The organism is Hyunsoonleella sp. 2307UL5-6 (assembly GCF_047345485.1).
GTDB lineage: Bacteria > Bacteroidota > Bacteroidia > Flavobacteriales > Flavobacteriaceae > Jejuia.
Genome location: NZ_JBLFEN010000009.1, coordinates 73,683 through 97,071, shown reverse-complemented (window position 1 = coordinate 97,071; position 23,389 = coordinate 73,683). Strand labels below are relative to the sequence as shown.

The 23,389-nt window shown below is 31.3% G+C and carries 24 protein-coding genes and 2 tRNA genes; 6 read left to right on the top strand and 20 right to left on the bottom strand.

Annotation, left to right across the window (positions count from 1 at the left end):
- Positions 1-178: 178 nt before the first annotated feature.
- A complete protein-coding gene (locus ACKGJY_RS14600) occupies positions 179-2,920 on the top strand; it encodes a 2-oxoglutarate dehydrogenase E1 component (RefSeq protein WP_413974638.1) in 2,742 nt (913 codons plus the stop codon).
- A gap of 34 nt (positions 2,921-2,954) precedes the next feature.
- Positions 2,955-4,169: a 2-oxoglutarate dehydrogenase complex dihydrolipoyllysine-residue succinyltransferase gene (gene odhB / locus ACKGJY_RS14595; RefSeq protein WP_413974637.1), complete on the top strand. Its 1,215-nt coding sequence runs from the start codon at positions 2,955-2,957 to the stop codon at positions 4,167-4,169.
- 56 nt (positions 4,170-4,225) lie between these two features.
- Here odhB and ACKGJY_RS14590 read toward each other — a convergent pair whose 3' ends face one another.
- From ACKGJY_RS14590 to ACKGJY_RS14555, 8 genes are all read right to left on the bottom strand, one after another.
- Positions 4,226-4,666, bottom strand: coding sequence for a LexA family protein (locus tag ACKGJY_RS14590; protein ID WP_413974636.1), 441 nt, complete (start codon positions 4,664-4,666; stop codon positions 4,226-4,228).
- A 145-nt stretch (positions 4,667-4,811) separates the two neighbouring features.
- Entirely contained in the window at positions 4,812-5,291 is a 480-nt protein-coding gene (locus ACKGJY_RS14585) for an ExbD/TolR family protein (RefSeq protein ID WP_413974635.1), read from the bottom strand.
- Positions 5,292-5,306: 15 nt separating this feature from the next.
- Positions 5,307-5,915, bottom strand: a complete 609-nt coding sequence (locus ACKGJY_RS14580) for an ExbD/TolR family protein (RefSeq protein ID WP_413974634.1) — start codon at positions 5,913-5,915, stop codon at positions 5,307-5,309.
- A 1-nt stretch (position 5,916) separates the two neighbouring features.
- Positions 5,917-6,351 (bottom strand): hypothetical protein, encoded by a 435-nt coding sequence (locus ACKGJY_RS14575; RefSeq protein ID WP_413974633.1) that lies wholly within the window; start codon positions 6,349-6,351, stop codon positions 5,917-5,919.
- Between the two features lie 21 nt (positions 6,352-6,372).
- Positions 6,373-7,143: a MotA/TolQ/ExbB proton channel family protein gene (locus ACKGJY_RS14570; protein WP_413974632.1), complete on the bottom strand. Its 771-nt coding sequence runs from the start codon at positions 7,141-7,143 to the stop codon at positions 6,373-6,375.
- Positions 7,144-7,217: 74 nt separating this feature from the next.
- Positions 7,218-7,305, bottom strand: a tRNA-Ser gene (locus ACKGJY_RS14565).
- Between the two features lie 75 nt (positions 7,306-7,380).
- A complete protein-coding gene (locus ACKGJY_RS14560) occupies positions 7,381-8,415 on the bottom strand; it encodes an asparaginase (protein ID WP_413974631.1) in 1,035 nt (344 codons plus the stop codon).
- Positions 8,412-9,179 carry a TatD family hydrolase gene (locus tag ACKGJY_RS14555; protein ID WP_413974630.1) on the bottom strand — a complete coding sequence of 256 codons (768 nt, stop codon included), beginning with the start codon at positions 9,177-9,179 and terminating at the stop codon, positions 8,412-8,414. The genes ACKGJY_RS14560 and ACKGJY_RS14555 overlap by 4 nt, the downstream gene beginning before the upstream one ends.
- A 72-nt stretch (positions 9,180-9,251) precedes the next feature.
- On the opposite strand from ACKGJY_RS14555, the gene ACKGJY_RS14550 reads away from it, so the two are divergent.
- Positions 9,252-9,695: a TIGR02281 family clan AA aspartic protease gene (locus tag ACKGJY_RS14550; protein WP_413974629.1), complete on the top strand. Its 444-nt coding sequence runs from the start codon at positions 9,252-9,254 to the stop codon at positions 9,693-9,695.
- Positions 9,696-9,745: 50 nt separating this feature from the next.
- Positions 9,746-10,375 carry a response regulator gene (locus ACKGJY_RS14545; RefSeq protein ID WP_413974628.1) on the top strand — a complete coding sequence of 210 codons (630 nt, stop codon included), beginning with the start codon at positions 9,746-9,748 and terminating at the stop codon, positions 10,373-10,375.
- A gap of 493 nt (positions 10,376-10,868) precedes the next feature.
- Here the strand turns inward: ACKGJY_RS14545 and ACKGJY_RS14540 are convergent, their stop codons facing one another.
- From ACKGJY_RS14540 to ACKGJY_RS14525, 4 genes are all read right to left on the bottom strand, one after another.
- Complete coding sequence (locus ACKGJY_RS14540; protein ID WP_413974627.1) at positions 10,869-11,144, bottom strand: F0F1 ATP synthase subunit epsilon; 276 nt, start codon at positions 11,142-11,144, stop codon at positions 10,869-10,871.
- A 103-nt stretch (positions 11,145-11,247) separates the two neighbouring features.
- The gene (atpD, locus tag ACKGJY_RS14535) at positions 11,248-12,756 is read right to left on the bottom strand and encodes a F0F1 ATP synthase subunit beta (RefSeq protein WP_413974626.1); all 1,509 of its coding nucleotides are present in this window, start codon (positions 12,754-12,756) and stop codon (positions 11,248-11,250) included.
- Between the two features lie 165 nt (positions 12,757-12,921).
- On the bottom strand, positions 12,922-13,563 hold the full coding sequence (locus ACKGJY_RS14530) for a 50S ribosomal protein L25/general stress protein Ctc (protein ID WP_413974625.1): 642 nt from the start codon (positions 13,561-13,563) through the stop codon (positions 12,922-12,924).
- A gap of 145 nt (positions 13,564-13,708) precedes the next feature.
- Positions 13,709-14,650: a ribose-phosphate pyrophosphokinase gene (locus ACKGJY_RS14525; RefSeq protein WP_413974624.1), complete on the bottom strand. Its 942-nt coding sequence runs from the start codon at positions 14,648-14,650 to the stop codon at positions 13,709-13,711.
- Positions 14,651-14,794: 144 nt separating this feature from the next.
- On the opposite strand from ACKGJY_RS14525, the gene ACKGJY_RS14520 reads away from it, so the two are divergent.
- Together ACKGJY_RS14520 and ACKGJY_RS14515 are read left to right on the top strand one after the other, a co-directional pair.
- A tRNA-Leu gene (locus tag ACKGJY_RS14520) sits at positions 14,795-14,876 on the top strand.
- A 96-nt stretch (positions 14,877-14,972) separates the two neighbouring features.
- Positions 14,973-15,311 (top strand): hypothetical protein, encoded by a 339-nt coding sequence (locus tag ACKGJY_RS14515; protein WP_413974623.1) that lies wholly within the window; start codon positions 14,973-14,975, stop codon positions 15,309-15,311.
- A gap of 207 nt (positions 15,312-15,518) precedes the next feature.
- Here ACKGJY_RS14515 and ACKGJY_RS14510 read toward each other — a convergent pair whose 3' ends face one another.
- The 8 genes from ACKGJY_RS14510 to ACKGJY_RS14475 all read right to left on the bottom strand — a co-directional run bounded on the left by ACKGJY_RS14510 (position 15,519) and on the right by ACKGJY_RS14475 (position 23,202).
- Positions 15,519-16,250, bottom strand: a complete 732-nt coding sequence (locus tag ACKGJY_RS14510) for a transglutaminase-like domain-containing protein (protein WP_413974622.1) — start codon at positions 16,248-16,250, stop codon at positions 15,519-15,521.
- A 35-nt stretch (positions 16,251-16,285) separates the two neighbouring features.
- Positions 16,286-16,882, bottom strand: a complete 597-nt coding sequence (locus ACKGJY_RS14505) for a hypothetical protein (protein WP_413974621.1) — start codon at positions 16,880-16,882, stop codon at positions 16,286-16,288.
- A 2-nt stretch (positions 16,883-16,884) separates the two neighbouring features.
- The gene (locus ACKGJY_RS14500) at positions 16,885-17,331 is read right to left on the bottom strand and encodes a carboxypeptidase-like regulatory domain-containing protein (RefSeq protein ID WP_413974620.1); all 447 of its coding nucleotides are present in this window, start codon (positions 17,329-17,331) and stop codon (positions 16,885-16,887) included.
- A 489-nt stretch (positions 17,332-17,820) separates the two neighbouring features.
- Positions 17,821-18,909 carry a DUF6371 domain-containing protein gene (locus tag ACKGJY_RS14495; RefSeq protein WP_413974619.1) on the bottom strand — a complete coding sequence of 363 codons (1,089 nt, stop codon included), beginning with the start codon at positions 18,907-18,909 and terminating at the stop codon, positions 17,821-17,823.
- A 229-nt stretch (positions 18,910-19,138) separates the two neighbouring features.
- Positions 19,139-20,470 carry a DUF3987 domain-containing protein gene (locus ACKGJY_RS14490; protein ID WP_413974618.1) on the bottom strand — a complete coding sequence of 444 codons (1,332 nt, stop codon included), beginning with the start codon at positions 20,468-20,470 and terminating at the stop codon, positions 19,139-19,141.
- Positions 20,471-20,543: 73 nt separating this feature from the next.
- Positions 20,544-20,837 carry a helix-turn-helix domain-containing protein gene (locus ACKGJY_RS14485; protein WP_413974617.1) on the bottom strand — a complete coding sequence of 98 codons (294 nt, stop codon included), beginning with the start codon at positions 20,835-20,837 and terminating at the stop codon, positions 20,544-20,546.
- A 77-nt stretch (positions 20,838-20,914) separates the two neighbouring features.
- On the bottom strand, positions 20,915-21,925 hold the full coding sequence (locus tag ACKGJY_RS14480; protein WP_413974616.1) for a hypothetical protein: 1,011 nt from the start codon (positions 21,923-21,925) through the stop codon (positions 20,915-20,917).
- Positions 21,922-23,202: a tyrosine-type recombinase/integrase gene (locus tag ACKGJY_RS14475; protein ID WP_413974615.1), complete on the bottom strand. Its 1,281-nt coding sequence runs from the start codon at positions 23,200-23,202 to the stop codon at positions 21,922-21,924. Before ACKGJY_RS14475 ends, ACKGJY_RS14480 begins: the two co-directional genes overlap by 4 nt.
- Positions 23,203-23,389: the final 187 nt, after the last annotated feature.

Below are 23,389 nucleotides of genomic sequence, written 5' to 3'. Positions count from 1 at the left end.
TTTGTTTTTCTTAATTTAAACTATTGTTTCCATTTATTGTTAAAATTTTAACGTCAATTCCATAAGTTTCGTTAAAAGTTCAACAAACATTTACAAATATCTTCAAACGAGTATCTAATTTTAGTAAAAGTTGTATTTTTGAAGAATGTTTTTCAAAAAGTGATAGCTCAAAAAAACAATGGATAAATTTTCCTTTTTAAATGCTGCTCATACAGCATATTTTGCAGATTTGTACGAGCAATATTTGCAAAACCCCGATAGTGTAGAACCTAGTTGGAGGGCCTTTTTTCAAGGGTATGATTTTGGTACTGAAAATTATGGGCTTGATGGCGAAATTGTAGATGGTGTTAGTACTCAGATACCTGAACACATTCAAAAAGAATTTCAGGTAGCACGATTGATAGATGGTTACAGAAGTCGTGGGCATCTCTTTACCAAAACAAACCCTGTTAGAGATAGAAGAACTTACGACCCAAGTTTATCAATTGAAAATTTTGGTCTTTCTCAAAACGATTTAGATACTGTTTTTAATGCAGGTGAAGTTTTAGGTATAGGTGCGCAAAGTCTTCGTGTTATAATTAAACATCTTGAAAGTATTTATTGTGATTCTATTGGAGTAGAATACATGTACTTACGTAACCCAAATGTTATTAAGTGGTGGCAAGATAAATTGAATGTGAATGATAATCATCCAAATTATTCACCTGAAACAAAAAAATATATTCTTTCTAAATTAAACCAAGCAGTAACTTTTGAAAACTTTTTACAAACAAAATACGTTGGACAAAAACGATTTTCTTTAGAAGGTGGTGAATCATTAATTCCTGCCATAAGTAATACATTATACAACGCCGTAGAAAAATATGGTGTTAAAGAATGTGTACTAGGTATGGCACACCGCGGACGCCTTAGCACATTGGTTAATATTTTTAGAAAACCTTTACATGAACTTTTTAGTGAATTTGAAGGCAAAGACTTTGAAGACCAGAACATAGATGGAGATGTTAAATATCATTTAGGGCTTACTCTAGATAAAACATATCAAAATGGGAAGTCTATAAAAATGAATTTAGTACCAAACCCGTCTCACTTAGAGACTGTTGGCCCTGTTGCAGAAGGTATAACTAGAGCAAAAATTGATGATGATTATGATGGTGATGATTCTAAAATATTACCAATACTAGTTCATGGAGATGCCGCAATAGCTGGCCAAGGCATTGCTTATGAAGTTGCACAAATGAGCCAATTAAGCGGTTATAAAACAGGCGGTACTATACATATTGTTGTTAATAATCAAATAGGGTTTACTACAAATTACTTAGACGGTCGCTCAAGTACCTACTGTACAGATGTAGCTAAAGTTACTTTATCTCCTGTAATGCATGTAAATGCAGATGATGCAGAAGCTGTTGTGCATGCTGTAGAAATGGCGCTGGACTACAGAATGCGCTACAAAAAAGATGTATATATAGATTTGTTAGGCTACCGTAAATATGGTCATAATGAAGGTGATGAGCCGCGTTTTACTCAACCTAATTTATATAAAAACATATCTAAGCATCCTAACCCTTATAAAATATATTCTGATAAATTAATTGCAGAAAATACAATTGATAAATCATACTCTGCGGATATAGTTGCCGAATTTAAAAGTACTTTGGAAAGTGAATATGAAAAGGCAAAAGAAGCTGATTCTTCTAAAGTCCGTGAATTTATGCAAGAACGCTGGCAAGGTTTTACCCGAAAAGGTGTTGATGCAATGTTAGAAGATGCTGATACTAAATATCCGGAAGATCATTTAAAACAAATTTCTAAAGTTGTATCTACAGTGCCTGAAGGGCAAAAGTTTTTACGTAAAGCAGAACGTATATTACAAGGTAGAGCTAAAATGGTTTTTGAAACTGACAATTTAGATTGGGGAATGGCCGAAACCTTAGCTTATGGAAGTTTACTTGAAGAAGGTTATAATGTGCGTATTTCTGGGCAAGATGTAGAGCGTGGTACTTTTAGTCACCGACATGCTATTTTAAGAGATATTATTTCTGAAGAACGAGTTAACCTTTTAAATACAAACCCTAGCAATAAAGGTAAAATGGATATTTATAATTCATTTTTATCAGAGTATGGTGTTCTTGGTTTCGATTATGGTTATGCCATGGCTAATCCAAATACATTAACCATATGGGAGGCGCAGTTTGGAGATTTTAGTAATGGTGCTCAAATTATTTTTGATCAATACCTGTCGGCAGCTGAAGATAAATGGAAAGCACAAAATGGTATAGTAGTATTATTACCACACGGTTACGAAGGACAAGGTTCTGAGCATTCATCAGCAAGAATGGAGCGTTACCTTCAATTGTGCGGTAATGATAATATGATTGTAGCCGATTGTACTACACCAGGAAATATGTTTCATTTATTACGTAGACAAATGAAACGCGATTACAGAAAACCGTTGATTGTTTTCACCCCTAAAAGTTTATTAAGGCATCCTAAAGCTATATCACCTATAAGTGAATTAGCATCTGGTAGTTTTAAAGAGGTTATTGACGATACTATAGCGCCTAAAAATGTAGAGAAACTAGTATTTTGTACTGGTAAATTCTATTATGATTTGTTAGCCAAACGAGAAGAACTGGATACAAATAATGTTGCATTAGTAAGAATTGAGCAATTATTTCCGCTTCATTTAGAAAAAATTCAAAATGTTATCAATCGTTATCCTAATGTTAAAAAATATGTTTGGGCTCAGGAAGAACCTGAAAATATGGGTGCATGGAGTTATATGTTGCAGCGTATGAATTTAGTGAAGCTAGAAGTAAACTCTAGAGCATTTGCATCAGTGCCTGCACCTGGGTCTAGTACTAGAGACAAAAGAAGGCAGCAACGCGTTATTAATAAAGTTTTTGATATTAAATAAAATAAAATTACAATACAATTAAAATTATATACACATGATTTTAGAAATGAAAGTACCGTCTCCTGGAGAATCTATTACAGAAGTAGAGATAGCAGCTTGGTTAGTTGAAGATGGAGATTATGTTGAAAAAGATCAAGCTATTGCAGAAGTAGATAGTGATAAAGCTACGCTAGAACTTCCTGCTGAAGAAAGTGGTACTATTACATTAAAAGCAGAAGAAGGTGACGCTGTAGACGTTGGTGCGGTTGTGTGCCATATTGATACTAGTGCTACAAAGCCTGAAGGTGATACTTCTACTAAAGAAGACAAGAAAGAAGATACTTCTAAACAAGAATCTACGCCTGCACCCAAAGCTTCTGATACAAAAACTTATGCTACGGGAACTGCTAGTCCTGCTGCTAAAAAGATTTTGTCTGAAAAAGGTATGGATGCCTCATCTATTAAAGGCACTGGAAAAGACGGTAGGGTAACTAAAGAAGACGCTGTACAAGCTGTTCCATCTATGGGTACACCAACGGGTGGTGCTCGTGGTACTTCAAGAAGTAAGATGTCTATGTTACGTCGTAAAGTTGCCGAACGCTTAGTTGAAGTTAAAAATACTACGGCAATGTTAACTACATTTAATGAAGTTGACATGTCTCCAATATTTGAATTAAGAAAAGAGTATAAAGAAACATTTAAAAGTAAACATGGTATAAGCCTAGGTTTTATGAGTTTCTTTACTTTAGCTGTTGTAAAGGCTCTTAAAATGTATCCTGCAGTAAATTCTATGATTGATGGCAAAGAAATGCTTTCTTATGATTTCTGTGATATTAGTATTGCTGTTTCTGGCCCCAAAGGATTAATGGTCCCAGTAATCAGAAATGCTGAGAACTTGAGCTTTAGAGGCGTAGAGTCTGAAGTTAAACGTTTAGCAATAAGAGCAAGAGAAGGTGAAATTACTGTTGATGAAATGACTGGTGGTACCTTTACAATAACTAACGGTGGTGTTTTTGGCAGCATGCTATCTACACCAATTATAAATCCTCCACAAAGTGCAATTCTAGGAATGCATAACATCGTTGAGCGCCCTGTTGCTATTGATGGTAAGGTAGAAATTAGACCAATTATGTATGTTGCCTTATCTTATGACCATAGAATTATTGACGGAAAAGAAAGTGTAGGCTTTTTAGTAGCTGTTAAAGAAGCTCTAGAAAACCCGATTGAATTATTAATGGATAACGAGATTAAAAAGGCTTTAGAACTTTAGTACAAAAACATAAAATGAAAAAAACGCAGAGTTATAACTCCGCGTTTTTTTTCATTTTATACTTTTTTAATGACGTTTGTTACTATACCCCAAATAATAAAATTATTTTCTTCTGTAATCATTATTGGGTTATAATTAGCATTCTCTGGTTGCAACCAAACACTATCACCTTTAACTTTTAAGCGTTTTACGGTGAATTCTCCATCAAGAAAACATACTGCTATTTTATTATGTGAAGGCTCTAAGCTTCTATCTATAACCAACAAATCATTATCGTCAAGTCCTGCTCCAATCATGGATTGACCGCTTACTCGAGCAAAAAAAGTGGCTTCTTTATTTTTTATAAGCTCATTATCTAAAGACAAGCGTTGTCCTTTAAAATCATCAGCAGGGGACGGGAATCCAGCCGATATGCCCATATCAAAAAAAGTAGCATTAAAACTATTAGAAAACTGAGGATTAAAGAAGGTTAAATTCTTAGATGTATGTAATATCATTTATATATAAATATACTGAAAAATTGTTTTTTATAAAGTTAATAAAATATTCTCTCTATTAACTAATACTTCCAAAATCATGTATAAAAAAGAGTCGAGAATATAATATTCTCGACTCTTTTTTATATTAAGATATTATTGATTATTATTCCATGTTTGTTGATACATCTCCTGTACCCGTAGTATAATTAATTTTTAGAGCATTTACTTTTCTAAGCTCTTGTTTTACATCACCTACTATACCCATATTTGCTTTTCTATCAACTTTAAGCGATACAGTTAGAAAAGGAATTAACTCTTCCCTTAAAGCAGCTCGCTCTGCTGCGATAAAAGCAGCAACATCGCTTACAGATGCAAAATCATCATTTAATTGTATTCTAGCTTCTGTACCATACTTTAAATAATTTTCACTTGGTTTACCCATGTATATATAACTTACAGGATTTTTCTTATCAAGCTTCTCTATTTGGTCTGCTACTGGTAGTGCATTTTTTATTTTAAGGGTATCCTCTCTCATTACAGTTGCAACCATAAAAAAGAATAATAACATAAAAACAATATCTGGTAGGGATGCTGTATTAATAGGCGCTAAACCTCCACCTTTTTTCTTTTTAAACTTAGACATATTATTAAGTTTTATTTATTCAACTACTTCTGAAAGCTTCTGAGGAATCTCAAGTTTTATCTGGTCTATAAGAGCTTTTAATTTTTTCTTATTTCCATTCCATCTTACATCTTTATGCAACGCTTGCATTTCCGTAAAATTCATTTTTGGGAATCCTTTAGATGCACCTAATTCTAAAGCACGTCTATTTCTTAAAACATTATAAGCAGCAACTAATTCATTCTGAACAGATATATAAGCTGCATAAGATGTTTCTCTATCGTTTTTTAAAGATATAATTGCTTTATCAGGATTATCTGAAGATTTTTCATCTTTTTTACCTTGGCAAAATTTACAAGAACCATCTCCATTATTATCTAAAAATTCAATTGCTGCCTGACGCAGATCTTTAATAGCCATTGGCTCATCTTCAACAAGCAAATCATCTTTCTTGTTTACTAAAACTGTAAAGATATTTTTCTGCTTAATTACTGGTGGTTCTGTATTGTCTTCCATTGGAGGAAGTTTTCGGTTAATACCCGAATCTTTCTCTATAGTGGTTGTTACCAAGAAAAATATCAATAATAAGAAGGCAATGTCGGCCATAGAGCCTGCATTAACTTCAGGTGCTGCGCGTTTTGCCATATTATTTAATCATTTTTTTAATTCCGTAAAATAACATTGATCCACCTGCAATTAGTATCAGAAAGTAAAACAAATACAATCCTGCACCTAATAGTTTTGAACCTGATGCTGACAATGTATCGCCATCCTTCAATACAGTTTCTTCACCTTGTGCTAATCCAAAATAACATATCAAAGCTAAAATAGCAAAGATACCAACACCTCTTAAAGTGCTCTTTAGCGTATCTGGATTAGTAAATATGTTTTTCAAACTAAATACAACTACAAACAACAAGGTTAGACCTAGAATAAGATATGCTATAAACATGATACCATTTACAGAACCATCGCCTTCTCCTAGTTTTACAGCCTCATCACCTGTCGATATTATCATAGCTAGAAATACTATTGAAAGTATTCCTACTATTGCTAATACTATGGTTAATATTTTTTTCATAATAGTTACAATTTTAAATTATTACTTTTTGTATTTGATAAGCATATCCATTAATGTGATAGAAGAATCTTCCATATCATTAACAATGCTGTCAATTTTAGCAATAATATAATTGTAAAAAATTTGAAGAATAATTGCTACAATAAGACCAAATACTGTTGTTAAAAGTGCTACTTTAATACCACCTGCTACTAACGAAGGGTTCATATCACCTGCAGCTTCAATCTTATCAAATGCTTGAATCATACCTATTACAGTACCCATGAAACCAAGCATTGGTGCTAATGCAATAAATAAAGAAATCCAAGACACATTTTTTTCTAACTGTCCCATTTGAACACCACCGTAAGCTACAACAGCTTTTTCAGCAGCTTCAACGCCTTCGTCTGTTCTATCTAAACCTTGATAGAAAATAGAAGCTATAGGCCCTTTTGTATTTCTACAAACCTCTTTAGCAGCTTCAACACCACCAGAAGCTAGTGCATCTTCTACGTTTTGAGTTAATTTTTTAGTATTTGTTGTAGATAAATTTAAAAAGATAATTCTCTCAATAGCAATTGCCAAACCAAGAATTAAACATAATAATACAATTCCCATGAAACCTGGGCCACCTTCAATAAAACGTTTTTTTAATCCTTGGTGAAAACCAAGTTCTTCAGCTGGCGCTGCATCTGGCTCTTGTGTAGTTACAACAGTTGTTGCAGCAGCATTAACCGTTGCACTAGTAGTTGCATTTGCAGTTCCAAATACCATCATTCCTGTAATGGCGAGGATAGAAAATAATCTTTTCATGTTCTAAAATCTTAATTTATTAGTTAAAGTGTTAAAGATATAAAAAATACAATTAAAAACTAAATATAATTGTGCAGAGAGGAAGGGATTCGAACCCTCGATACCCTTTTGAGGTATACACACTTTCCAGGCGTGCGCCTTCGACCACTCGGCCACCTCTCTGTGACTTAATCGTAAATTTTAAGGATCGCCAAATAACAAAAAAAAAACTAAACAATAAAACCTTTACCGTTAATTTTAGGTTATTTCGCCTCTAAGCGCAATTTCAAACTCATGTTTAAGTGATTTTTCTAAATAAGATTTACCTAATAAATACATTAATTTAGTAATTGCAGACTCTGTAGTCATGTCTTTTCCAGAAATAACACCTATTGATTTAAGATGGCTACTAGTTTCATATTGCCCCATATTTACGCCACCACCAACGCATTGGGTAACATTTATAATTTGTATCCCGTTTGCTATGGCCTTTTTTAAGGCATTTAAAAACCATTTTTCTGTGGTGCAATTTCCAGAACCGTAAGTTTCTAGTAGTACTGCTTTTAAATTAGGTGTTTTTAAAACACTATTTAGATGCGAAGCTGCAAAACCAGGAAATAATTTTAACAATGCAATATTATTATCTAACTTTTTATGTACGATTAGGGGCTGGTTTGGTTTTGTTTTTAGTAAATACTGATGATTTATTTTTAAATGCACTCCAGATTCTGCCAAATAAGGATAGTTTAAAGAATTAAAGGCTTGAAAATTTTCTGCATTAATTTTAGTAGTACGATTTGCTCTATATAATTTATATTCAAAATATAAACCCACTTCCTTAATTATTGGTTCGCGCTTTTCATTCTGTAATGAAGCAATTTGTATAGAAGTGATTAAATTCTCTTTCGCATCTGTTCTTAAATCTCCAATTGGTAATTGCGCTCCAGTAAATATTACTGGTTTCGATAAATTTTCTAACATAAAGCTTAAGGCAGAGGCTGTATAACTCATGGTATCACTTCCATGCAGCACTACAAAACCATCAAATTCATTATAATGCAACTCAATACTATTGGCAATTTGTATCCAATACTCTGGTTTCATATTACTAGAGTCAATTGGGTTCTCAAAAGACATGGCTTCTATCTTACAATCTATAAGTTTTAACTCTGGTATTTGTTTTAATAAGTTTTTAAAATTGAAAGCATGTAAAGCTCCTGTTTTTATATCTTTTACCATACCAATAGTACCACCAGTGTATATCAATAATATATTAGGCTTCACATTACTCATATTTTAAAAATGTCTTTTGAATTTTGGGTCGTAATTTTTGCTATAACTTCTGTAGGTATATTGTAAAGCTCAGATAGTTTTTCTAGTACTTTAGTGATGTAAGCGCTTTCATTCCGCTTTCCTCTATAGGGTACTGGTGATAGGTATGGTGCATCTGTTTCTAGCACAATATGTTTTAAATCAATTTGATTTAGAAATTTATCAATCTTACCATTTTTAAAAGTAACTACACCTCCAATACCCAACTTCATATTATAAGCTATAGCCTGATGTGCTTGTTCTAAAGTTCCAGTAAAACAATGAAAAATACCGTATAAGTCATCACTTTTTTCAGTTTCTAAAATTTCAAAAATTTCATCAAAAGCTTCTCTACAATGAATTACTACAGGCAACTTATAGTGTTTGGCTAATTTAATTTGATACTTAAAGGCTTCCTTTTGAATAGTTAAGGTAGTTTTATCCCAATACAGATCTATCCCAATTTCTCCAACAGCATAAAATTTTCTTTTAGATAGCACCTCGTCCACATGTTTTAGCTCTTCCTTATAGTTTTCTTTTACATGCGTTGGATGTAAACCTGCCATTAAAAATACGTACTCTGAAAACTCTTTTTCTAATTGAAACATAGCTTTAGTATACGTAGAATCAATAGCTGGAACAAAAAATCGTGTTACACCATTATCTATAGCACGATGTATCATCTCATGCCTATCTTCGTTAAAAGCTTCACTATATAAATGGGTATGTGTATCTGTTATAATCAAGAATATCGTTTTAAATAATTTAAGTGTAAAAGTAAATGATTTTATAGATTATCTTTGGTTAAAATTAATTTCATGGACATCTCTCTTCAAAGTTTTCTTTTAAATAAGGGTTACACCAAGATAAAATTGAAACTTACTAAAACAAATCATTTTGAAATGAAAGCTACGATTAATGGCATTAAAGGTCATTTTATTTTAGATACTGGTGCTTCCAGTTCTTGTGTTGGTTTTGAAGCCATTGAAACGTTTAATCTTAAGGTAAAAGACTCCAAAATATTAGCAGCAGGTGCAGGCGCTACAGATATGGTTACAAAAATGTCTAAAAAAAATAAAGTTAAAATAGGCAAATGGCAACATGATAAAGTTATATTAGTTCTATTTAACCTTGTTCATGTAAATACTGCTTTAATTAATCATAATTCTAAACCTGTAGATGGTATTATTGGTGCCGATATTTTAAAAAAAGGTAAAGCTATAATTGATTACGAAAAAAAATATCTATATTTAAAATTGTAAAGTTGTTGCAACGCTTTACAAGTTATTAATAGCATATATCCCTAATATAAATGCAAACATCTATAGTAATAGCTGATGACCATCCGCTAATGCTTCGTGGTTTAACAGACTTTTTAACTTCTAAGGGTTACAATATCTTAGGAAGTGCAGAAGATGGAAAAAACGCTTATAATCTTATTGTTAAATTGAAACCAAAAATTGCAATTCTTGATATAAGAATGCCCTATAAAACTGGCTTAGAAATTGCAGAAGAAGTACAAAAACATAACTTGCCTACAAAAGTTATTCTAATTACGTTTGATAAGGAAGAGGAAATCTACGATAAAGCATTAGAGTTTGGAGTTTATGGTTACATTTTAAAAGAATTTGCTATTGAAGAAATAGAAACTTGTATTTCTCATGTAGAAAATAATAAACCTTATTTTAGTGAAGAAATAGCAAATTACTTGAAGCACAATAGTAATAAAAGGCCAAAAGAATTAGAACTGCTTACAAAGTCTGAACTTAAAATTGTAACGCTAATCTCCGACAGTAAAACATCTCAAGAAATAGCAAACGAGCTTTCAATATCACCCCGTACAGTAGATAAACATAGAAGCAATATTTTATCCAAATTAAATTTAGATAATAAACCAACGTCATTGTTTATTTGGTCTACTATAAATAAGTCTTTTTTATAATATACGTACAAGTACGTATTTTTTTTAACCTTTACATCAATTACCTTTACAGTGCTATTAATTAGTTCTTAGGGAGAATTATTGGAGTCCTAGATTGAAAAATCTAGGGCTCTTGCATTTTATGACTAATTGAAATAAATAAAAAATACGTACTACTGCGTATTTTTATTTTAAGTTCTAACTTATATTTTTACAGCAGCTATTAATCAAATCCTTTTAGGTAATAATTAGCTTAATCTTTATTTTTTTAAGTATAAGTTAACTTTAATTAACATCTTAAAGGACCCTAACCTCATTATTAATCCATTATGAAAACAACAGAGACTTTGCTGGACACCTCATTAGCAATTGGTCTAGCAATTTTAGTAATTGCAACCATTGCTATAAACGTACTGGTTATTATTTTTTAAACCTTTATTTTTATTTAGTTAGTTGAAATGAAAAGCCCCAAAACAGTTTGTTTTGGGGCTTTTTTATATATTTAAATTGGATATTAGTCCGCAAGTACAATAATTTTATTGTCTTTCATTTCTAGAGTGCCAGAGTGTATTGGTAACCAAAATCCATTATCCTTTTTTATAAATTTAGCTGCTACGTTTTCATCTAAAGTAATACTTCCAGATATTTTAACATTACCCGCCTTTAATAATGATACGGTAGGCGCATGGTCTTTGAGCATTTCGAACTCACCATTAATACCAGGAACAGCAACAGCATCTACTTCTCCAGTAAATAATGTAGCTTCAGGTGATACAATTTCTAAATACATAGTAAAACTTGTTTTACTACCCTAAATTTAGTTCAGGGTCTTTTTAATGTTTGTTCTAGTTTCAATTATAGAGATACTGAAACAAGTTCAGCATTAGCTTCGACTACGCCTCAGCTAACATTTTCTCTCCAGCCTCGATAGCTTCTTCAATGGTTCCTTTAAGGTTAAAAGCTGCTTCAGGTAAGTGATCTAGTTCACCATCCATAATCATATTAAACCCTTTTATTGTTTCCTTAATATCTACTAAAACACCTGGTATACCTGTAAACTGTTCAGCAACATGGAAGGGTTGTGACAAGAAACGCTGTACACGTCTTGCTCTACCTACTGCCATTTTATCTTCTTCAGATAATTCTTCCATACCAAGAATAGCAATAATATCTTGTAATTCTTTATAGCGTTGTAATAGCTCTTTTACTCTTTGAGCACAGTCGTAATGATCAGCTCCTAAGATATCAGCAGTTAATATTCTTGATGTAGAATCTAATGGATCTACCGCAGGATAAATACCAAGCTCTGCAATTTTACGAGACAGTACTGTCGTTGCATCTAAGTGTGCAAAAGTTGTAGCAGGAGCAGGATCGGTTAAATCATCCGCAGGCACGTAAACCGCTTGTACAGATGTAATAGATCCCTTTTTAGTTGATGTAATACGTTCTTGCATTGCACCCATCTCTGTTGCTAATGTAGGTTGGTAACCTACCGCAGATGGCATACGCCCTAGTAACGCAGACACCTCAGAACCAGCTTGTGTAAAACGGAAGATATTATCAACGAAAAATAATACATCTTTACCTTGTCCATCACCAGCGCCATCACGAAAATATTCTGCTATAGTTAATCCTGAAAGTGCTACACGAGCACGAGCTCCAGGAGGCTCATTCATTTGTCCGAATACGAAAGTTGCTTTAGAATCTTTCATTGCAGATTTATCTACTTTAGATAAATCCCATCCACCTTCTTCCATAGAATGTAAAAAGTCATCACCATATTTGATAATTCCAGATTCTAACATCTCTCTTAAAAGGTCGTTTCCTTCACGCGTTCTTTCACCTACACCAGCAAATACTGATAAACCACCGTGACCTTTTGCTATGTTATTAATCAGCTCTTGTATTAATACTGTTTTACCTACACCAGCACCACCAAATAAACCAATTTTACCACCTTTAGCATAAGGTTCAATTAAATCGATAACTTTAATCCCTGTAAATAAAACTTCTGTAGATGTTGATAAATCTTCAAACCTAGGTGCTTGCCTGTGTATAGGTAAACCTTCTTTACCAGCTTTAGGCAAATCTCCTAAACCATCAATTGCATCTCCAATTACGTTAAATAAACGTCCATATACATCATCACCAATTGGCATTTGTATTGGAGCGCCTGTTGCAGAAACTTCAGTCCCTCTACTTAAACCATCAGAAGAATCCATGGCAATAGTACGCACTGTATCTTCACCAATGTGAGATTGTACTTCTAATACCAAGATTGAACCGTCTGGTCTATTAATTTCTAATGAATCGTAAATTTTTGGAAGTTCAGAACCTGCTACGAACTCTACATCGATAACTGGTCCTACTATTTGTGCAACTTTACCTGTAACTTTAGACATTACTTATGTGTTTAAATTATGCGCCTTAATTGATAAAAGCCTCTTTTGGTTTTCGCGTGCAAAGATATATTTTTTAATTGAGAAATAAAGTTGTTTTTTAAGGTTTTTTGCAACAAAAAAGCACCTCTTAAAAAGAGATGCTTTTTACAATTATTAAAATTGATTTTATTCTTGAGAAGCTTCAGCTGCTTCAGTTGCTGGAGCATCTGCACCACCTTCTTCTGTACCCTCTTCTTCTTCGTCCTCATCATCAACAATAGCAGTTCTTGCAGTTTTAATCTGGCACACTACCGTGTTATCTGAATGTAAAAATGTATAGTCTCCATCAGGTAAATCACCTACAGCTACTTTATCACCAATTTTTAGAGGCGTAATGTCTATCTCTATAAAATCTGGTAAGTTAGCAGGAAGCGCCTTAATACGTAGTTTTCTATTATTTTTTCTTAAAACACCACCATTTTTAACACCTTTTGAATTACCAACAAGGTTTACTGGAATATTTAATGCAATTTCTTTATCATCAAATAACTGATAGAAATCTACATGTAGAATATTATCAGTTACAGGATGAAATTGAATATCTTGGAGTACTGCGTTTAAAGTTTCTCCATTGCTAAGCTCAATCACAACTGTATGCGCGTTTGGCGTGTATACAAGTTTTGAGAAAGCTAATTCTGGTGCAGAGAAATGCACTGGCTTGTCTCCTCCGTATAATACGCAAGGAACCTGACCAGCATTACGTAAGGCTTTTGTTGCTTTTTTGCCCACGCTTTCTCTTTGAGATCCGTTGATTGTAATTGATTTCATAAATTCTAATTTATTGTTGTTAAATTGTATTATGCAAACACATTGAATATAAGTTTAAAGGTGATCTAGAAATTTATAATTCATTTTGTTTTCATAATTGTTTATATAAATAATTTAATTAATATTCTATTATCATTGTGATGAGTTACATCACGAATTTTGAACTGATTGATCTGTTGTGATGCACTTTGTCCATGACTTCAGCAAATAAATCTGAACAACTTAACACTCTTATTTTATCACTTTTCTGTGTTAAAGGAATAGAGTCTGTAACAATTAATTCTTCTAGTTTAGAATTTTCTAGCCTCTCGTATGCATTCCCTGATAAAATAGGATGTGTACATATTGCTCTAACACTTAGAGCACCACGTTCCATCATTAAATCAGCTGCTTTTGTTAATGTTCCTGCAGTATCAACCATATCATCTACTAAAACCACATTTTTACCTGTAACATCTCCAATTAACTCCATATGAGATATCACATTAGCTTTTGCGCGTTGCTTGTAACAAATAACAACATCACTCTCTAAAGCTTTAGAATAAGCATAAGCTCTTTTAGAACCACCCATATCAGGAGAAGCCACCGTTAGGTTTGGTAAATTTAAACTCCTTAAGTAGGGTAAAAATATAATAGAAGCATATAAATGATCCACTGGTTTTTCAAAAAACCCTTGAATTTGGTCTGCATGTAAATCCATGGTAATTATCCTTGTAGCCCCAGCAGCTTCAAGCATTTTAGCTACCAATTTAGCTGCTATAGGCACACGAGGTTTATCTTTTCTGTCTTGCCTTGCCCAACCAAAATACGGCATTACTGCAGTAATATGTCTTGCAGATGCACGTTTAGCTGCATCAATCATTAACAACATTTCCATTAAATTTCTTGGTTCAGGATTAGTTGAACCAATTATAAAAATTCTAGTACCACGAATAGATTCTTCGTAAGAGGGTTGAAATTCGCCATCACTATATGTAGACGTAATTACCTTACCTAATTCTGTACCAAAAGCTTTAGCAATTTTCTCACCTAGGACTGTACTTTGCGTACAAGCAAAAATTTTAGCTTCAGTTTTTACAACACCCATGGTTAACTAGTTGTTTTTTAGTATTTAATGAATACTTTTTTTTAACGAGGTGCAAATTTAGACATTTATTTTAACCTGAAAAGTTTATTCCATGTAATTTTGATTGTATTTCAATAAAAAAAATTATTTTTGCAATCCAAAATTGCTCAAGTGGCGGAATTGGTAGACGCGCTGGATTCAAAATCCAGTTTCTTCGGAAGTGTGGGTTCGATTCCCACCTTGAGTACTTAATAAAACCGTAATTATTTGAAATACAAATAATTACGGTTTTTGTTTTTATATTTTGCCGATTTATTGCCGATATTAACAAAAAAACATATCTATGGAATCTAAAGAACAACGTTACAAAAGACTACAAGAGAAATTAATACAATCTGAAAAAGATTTAGAAAGAGATGAACTTTATCTTAGAATTGAAAAAAGGAAAAGAATTAAAGCAGAAAAACTTTTTGATAATAAAAAAAATCCAGAATTTACAAATCACTACAGTAGAAGATTAGATCTACTTATTTCTAAACAAATAATACTTAACCCTGACGTTTACTTAAAGAAGTTGAATGAATTGCGAAATGAAATTATATTGAGTATAACTCACCATTTCGAAATACAAAAATCTGAAGATGTAATAATTAAATCAGTCAATTCTATAATAAACGGATAAGTGAATACTATTTTAAAACACACCACACACATAAATTGTGGTGTATTTATGTTTTAGTATTGTTAATCATTCCAATATTAAAATTGGAGAGGATAATTTGCTAAAATCAGTACATATAATTAATGATTAAAAATTAATAAGTTTTACAAACTTTCGTTAGAAGGGTTTAAAATAGATGAGTTGTTTAAATGACGTAGGAGTTAATTTTTATATTTTTTTCATTAAAATTGCTGTACCTAACAAAAGTAGACCGTAAAGAACTATTTTTTTGTTCGAATTTTTTCCGATACCATACATCTCCTCCATTGAAGGAATGTCTGGTTGATGTGTTAAACTACCATCCATAAATAGATCGTGTATTACCCGATCATAATATTCCTTTTCATTAGTTTTCGTTGTTCCTTCGATGATATAATAGTCTTTCTTCAATTTTGCTTTTTTGCTCAGATATCCTTTATGTTGCTCTTTAGGTATTACTACATAAATGTGTGGATATTTGTCCTGAGTAATGACAGACCTTAAATAATGTTTAATACCTAAATTTAATAAAATAGAGCTTGCAAAAGTTGTGAAGCCCATACAATCCGCTTTTTTACTTGCCCATATACACTCTGGACTTTTCATCACATAATTATCTGGATCTGTGTAATAACTAATATGATTATATAAGAATTGTTGGATACTGTCAACTGTTTCTAGTAATGTATTACCTTTTAAGCACTTAGACAGGTGATGTGTTTGACTAGAGTTTTCTTTGATCCATTTATGTAATTCATGTTTCGAAGCATAACCAGGGTGCTGATGAGAGATAACTTTTACCACCTCACAATTATTTGGATGCATTAAAGACTCATAAAGAGGTGAATACCTAACTGTCCGTTGACTCCTTGAGTTCATTTCTTCAAAGATTTCTTTATTAAAGAAACGTTGGCTATTCAAATGCATTTTATGTTTGGATTCTAAAACCATAGTCATTAAAAAACGAACACTCCTGTACTTTCTACGCGTGTTCTAACTTTGTTGTATAACGTTGGTTCAAAAAAACTTGAAAGTTCACTTTGAAGCCAATAGTTTAAATCTCTCTTTTCATAACTATCAAAGTTACTCCAGAAACCTTCAGGTGGTGAATTGTAACCATTGTAATCCTTTTTACCAAAAGCCAGATACACCTTCATATAATCATCCCCATTCATTAGCCTATCAAAAACCAAATCAATGGTATCAGTATCTGTGCCGTAAATAGGTCTTTTAACGTTCATTGCATCTAAGAGCTGTTGAGCATAATTATTTGCAGCTTGATTGCTTATTGTTGCATTACTTGTATTACCGCCAACATCATCTACTTGGTTATCAATATCACTATCTCCATTAAAAACTCTATCAATACCTTTTGATGCGCTTTTATATATTTTGTACCCCAACACCAAGCCTACAACACCCAAAACCACATATAGTGTTTGCTTAGGATTGCTTTCTACGTACTCACCAGTTTTTTTGATGGTGTTTTTAGCTTTTCCCACTAAATCTTTATTTTTAGTGTTCTTGATTAGAGTAACTGCTTTTGATTCCATAACTAAACCGATTTATTGTTTTTACTATCGACCAATGAATAACCAAGAACAATTCCCAACACACCAAGACCTAAATAAAGTATGGTATTGTTTTTAGGATCTCCTTTTTTATTGGTAATATTTACTTCATTAAGCTGTTCATATTTTGGTTGCATATATTCAATTTGATTTAGTTCTGAAGCTCTAGCTTCAATTGTTTCAAACCCCAAAAATGATATTATTACTAAATCGTTAGGTTCTGCCAGTAGTGTAAATTCTCCTTTTTGATTGGTAATTACACCCATTTCATCACCATTTTTTATATAATATACATGAGCTGCCGATAATGGCTTATTAGTACTTGCATCCATTACCTTTCCAACGTAGGTATGTAATCCGTTATATACTGGAGGAATGAAAAACCCCAACTGATAAATATTATGGCCACGACCATTTGCTTGATTATTCATAATAAATATTTTTTGAAAGTGGTAATTGAGAAGGTTATTCAAAGATAATAAATTAATTCTATAATAATCTAATTTATAATAGTTTATGATTATTATTTGTAGGTATTTTAATACTTAAAAAGGGTTTAATTTTTTTGGTTTGTGTGGTGTGTTTTGAAATATCTTTTTGCTATTTATTATGAAATACTAATAAAATACATACCACACACCATTAAATATGTGGTGTGTGGTTTAGTCATAAATACTGTATTACTTTGGTTTTAGGTATTATATTGAATGTTTACCCAGAACACCACACCTTTTTGGTGGTGTATTTTTACTAAGAACGAGATTTTACCGACTTTCTTACACACCACACAACAAACTCTTAGGTGTTTTTTGTACTTTTGTTTTGTTCTTTTGAACTAGAAGGCAATTTAGCACGCTTTAACGGCTCTGATTTTTCAACCGGTACGCTAAATTGTCTTTTTAGTATTAATATCATACAAACTACAAGATATTATCAGTGTCAAGATCAAAGGTTTTTATAAGTAATTTAACTGCTTGATTTTTTGATATCATCTTTTGTATTATTTTTTGATTTTTAGTCAACATCCTTACAACAGGCATTTCCTTTATATTTTTTTCAGGTAATAAAAATTTACCCTCTTTAATTTCACTTATAAAATAATCTGCTATATCAAAACCGTTTTCTTTACCTGAATATGGAGTAATTTTATAAAGAAATTTAGATACGGTTATTTTAAAACCTTCAGAGTATAATATATTGGCTTTATCTACCCATAAATCAAAAGCATTTTGATTCCTTTTATTTTTTATAGATAAGTCTGGATATAAAACTATATCCTTTGACCTTATGGGTTCAAATAGGCGAATATTAATATTGGATAATGAACCACACGATAGCCATAAAAATTTAGGGTAAATAACACTCATTATACACGCAGACTTCTCGCTTTCAACAATCGCTATTGGCTTGTTTGGAAATTCATTTATTAAATGTAAGCCGAATAAGCATTGCCCTAAATTAAAATCCTTAATTTTTAATGTTTTATGAATCCAACTCACATGATTATATGGCTTTTTAATTCTATTTCCAGTAATCCTATTGTAATTAATAATTTTCCCAGAACGCACCCTTTGTTTATCGTCAATTTGCCAAAAAATTACTGACCCCTGCCATGGGTTTGATGTAGTTCCTAAAAGGTATTTAGATATTATTTGTTTAATTTGTTCATCATTGAAAATCATTTTCAATGATTGAATGAAATTATTTTTCTTGAAGCTATTGCCGTGTTTAGAAATTAAATATTTTTCAAGACTACTGATTTTCCTGACTTTAGGTTTAATTGTTTCGCCAGAATATTTAGTATGACCCACTAAAGTTCCATTATTTTTATAAAAATCTTTTGGAGTTAGGTGATACCCACAATTAAACTCTCTATCACATCGACCAACTTTATCACCCACATAGATATTCTCTTGCGTGTCAACATATCGAACAAACCGTTTTTTATTACAGTTTGGGCAAACATATTTTTTTGAAGTAGCTTCTAATGTAAATCTATAATTTGACATAAATGACTTTTTTGAACTTATGACACAAACACACTAAAAACACCTTAAAACAGTAGAGAAACTTGATTTTTAATAATGTCTTAATAATATCAATAATGTCATTTTTTTATTTTCTACTGAATTAATTTTTGACACTACTGAACCAATTATGACATTTTATTTTCCATAATCAAGCCCCGTAAACATTACATAAATGGTTTTTAAGTGTTAAAAGTTCAAAAAGTTCATACTAAAAATCTTTTTTAATGTAATTCCCATGACCAGCTTTAGTATATAGTTTTTCATTCTTAATAGCTCTTTTAATAGTGGAATCACTTATTTTAAGACTTGTACCTATTTCTATTGCGTCTTGAGTTTTGAACTTACTAGGTAGTTTTTGAAATAGTTTTTTTTGGTTCGTACCGATTCCCTCTAGTGGCGAATCTCCTTTTTCTTTAACTTTTATAGCTGTTCTTTCAAAATATTCAATAAGAAGTATAGACTTTTCTAGGCTAGAAATTGAAACGCTTCTTATATTTTTATCTAAAGAAATATTATCCACTACTTCAATAAGCAAAGCTATTCTGTGGCAATAGGATTTTAACTTACTGGCCATAGAAATTAATGCTTCCTCATCATTCAAATATTTTTGAGTTATTTCGTTTTCCCAATCACAAGCTCTATCAAATGCTTCGTTTGTATATTCAATTTCTGTTAGAAATTTATCATCATTATATAACTCAAAAATTCTCTTAAATAAAGCTTCATAATTTGAAAAGACTATGGGGTTTGCCTTTTTTTTGTTAAGTTTAATTGGTAAAACATCTTCAGGATAACAAAACAATATTCTATCCAAAAAACCGCTATTCTTTCTATCTCCTTTGAATAACTCTTTTAATCTCGCTCTTTGTGTACCCCCAATAACATTTAAAAAAGAGTGTTTAATAAAAACATTATTACCATTAGTTTTCCTATTAATTTTTAATTCCCAACCATTCCATAAACTTAAATAATTGTTTTCTTCAGAAGAACCGCTATATCTACCAAAACCATTTAACCAACTTAAAATCTCATCCGAATAAATACATAATCCATTTTTATTTTTCTTATGTTCTTTACCTATAGTTTCAAATGTTAAATCTTCTAATATTCTAGTTTTAAATTCTGGTTTTGGGTCCGGGTTTTCGGGAATTGATTCCCATTGCTTTAGAGCAAGAATATATTTATCATATTCTTTAGATTCAAAATTTCTAAGTGGTTTCATAGGTAGTTTCATTGAGGGACTTTTTCCATCACCAGCACTACCAATTATAACAAGCCAAAGAATACATTTCTGATTATAGCCTTCCTTTATTTTTAAAGTAAACAGATTCCCTATAGCGGTACTTAGCGCAACTAATGCAGAACCGCAAAGAAAATCTTTATTTAAATCTAATGTTCTTGATATTTCTTGAATAAACTCCCTTATCACTAAAGGAAAAACATCAATTGGAAAAGGATTTTTTTTATTTCTATAATCTTTATCTAACCCATCAATAATATTACTGCTTATTGAATCTTGTAGTTTTTTAGTATCTTGCATCTGTTTATTGCTTATGGTGCTATAAATAATATTAAACCCCACCACATGTGGTAATGTGGTGGGGTTGTTTTTTTTAAAATTGATTCATCTTTTTTAAAGCGAGTAGTATTTCACTTTTCTTGTACCTCACTTTAGACCCAATACGATAAGCTGGTATTACGTCATCTTTTGTGTATTTCCATAAGGTTGGCAAGGATATTGAAAGTAGTTTTGCCGTTTCTTCTCTAGTTAGTAGAATTTCACGATCAGCATTCCTACCACCTAATTCTTTATAAAATTTATGTAAAACTGACTTAAATCTGTTTTCTATTTTATCGAGGTATTCTTTCGACTCCTCGTTTTCAATTTGAAGAATTTGTTTTGCCATTGCCTTGTATTTTTATTTTATACAAGCAAACTTAAATGGTGTTTTGAGTGTTTAATGCGTTAGGGTAACCCCACAGACTACCCCGCTACATTAAATTTGGAATTCAAAAAGTCTCTAACAGATTTTTGGCTTAACTTTATATGTTCTGAAGGAGTCTTCTCAAAAGACAAGTAATGAGTTTTAATATTATCGGCATTTTTATCAAATAACGGTTCTAAAACCTCTCCTTTTTTTGTTGCGGAAAGATTATCCCATTTTCCACTTTCAATTTTCATTAAGTCTTCAAACAACGCCACTTGTTTTATTGTAGTAAACCGCAACTTTTTCTTATTCCTATTTGAAAGTGTGTTTTGATTAGTTTTACTACAAGTTGTTTCTTTTCCTAATGCTTCTATTCGATTCAAACAATAACTAGAAATTTCTTTAACTTCTTTAAATTTGTGCCATTTTAAAACAATTTCAAATTTCCTAGAATCATTATTACGGATAATAGGGGTATGATTTTGAAGTTGAATGAGTTCGTATAAATTGGGCATGATTTTATAAAATAATGATTTAGATTTAATTGAAAATAATTTATTGTCATCATAAAACTCATAAAATTCGTTATTTAAGTGTTTTTCTATTAATGCATGCTCCAATCTAATATATTCAAAAACATATTCTTGCCAAGTATATTTACTATCCTCCCCTATGTAGCTTAAATAGCTGAAATCCGTTTCAATTATAGCTAAAGTTTGTTCATATAAATCTTCAAGAAATTCAATCTTTTGTTTATCTCTAAAAAATTGTACTAATCTAACATCAATTATTTTTTTTTCTTCATAGAAATCACAAATAAATTCACATTCAAACTCCATTAATTTATATATCTCATAAAGAACATCATCGCTAATAGAATAATTTTTGCCATCGTAAGCAAAATCTTTTCCTATTTTAAAGTCATTTTCATTAGTATAAAAACACTTATTAAAATCACTACACTCATAATAAACACCAGTATCGACCAACATCTTTATAGCTTTGGAATCTATCATATCAAAACTGGTCCCCTTTAAAACTCCTTTAAACTTAAATTCAAAATTCATACTGCTTTTCTGTTTTTTTCTGTTTTTCCCCAATATTCACTCAATTTTTCTATATGCTCATCTTGAGATAATTTTATATACCTTATGAATTGCGCTTCGGATTTATGCCCTGTAGCTTTCATAATTACAGGAATTTCAAACCCAGCTTTATAAAGATTGCTAGAGAAACTTCGCCTACAACAATGGCTTGAGATCAATTTATGTTTTGGATAAATTTTAGCTTCTTTTCGCTTAGTTTCTGGATTCATTATTGACCCAAAAGTTGGCTTATTTATTCCAACAGCTTCACATACATCTTTTATGTATTTATTAAATTTTTGATCTGATATCCTATTAGGAAAACGTCCATTTCTTTTATCTAAAACACTTTGAAATTGTGGGTGTATGGGTATTGTTAAGTTTTGTCGTGTTTTTGTAGTAGTAATATTGAAAACATTATTATCTAAAATATTATCTGTATTAATTCTTAAAAAGTCAGAAACACGTAATCCTGTTCTTAATCCTATTATAAATAAATCTCGAACATTATCAAGTCTTTCATTATCACTAAAATCATGGTTAAAAATAATGTTAATTTCATCTTCATTTAAGTAAGTATCGTAAGTTTCATTTTTAGGTGCATTAAAGTTACTACTCTTAAATTGCGGATTTACAGTATAACCATCCATTTCAATTTCTCTACAAAACGTTTTAATTCGAGATATAATTGAACCAATAGAGTTGTCATTAAGTTTAGCTACATCTCTACAATATGTTACAAATTCTTGATGAAAGTTTAAATTAATATCTTCAAACCGATATCGCTTCTCCTGGTGTGCTTCAAAAGCAATAAGTTTATTTAAAGCCGATTGATAATTTTTAACAGATCTAGGTTTTATAAGTTTTCCCCTGTATAATCTTTTTGGTGCTTCTTTAATGAATTTTTCAACCCATGATACTAAATAAACTTTGTATTCTTCATTTTCAGGAACTCTTCCAAAAAACTCAATTACAGCATCTTTAAGCCATGTTTTTGTTATAGTTTGTCTATTAGCATTGTCTAAGTTATATTTATTAATAATAAAGTCTTCAAGCTTTATTAAATTACTGTTAAGCTCATCCGCTTTATTGTCAATATTTGCCTTAACCTTAATTCTTTGCTTTTTTTGAGACCAATTATCAAAAACAACACTAATTCCCGTTCTAGTTTTTTGATCTATTCTATTACTATCCCAGAAGCGCACGTAAACACTTAAATATTTTTTTTTACCTTTAACTATGAAGTATTTTACGTTCACTAATGAAATATTTTGCCGAATTCTTGCCGAAAAATACTTAATTTTATTTAATTTAGCTTAATCTATTTTAATAACTTATTAACCTAAATTATTAACAAGGCATTAAAAACAAAGAGATAACAACGGTTTTATTATAAATAAAAATTAGAAGACATTAAGGGTGTTTATTACCACCTTGAGTACAAAA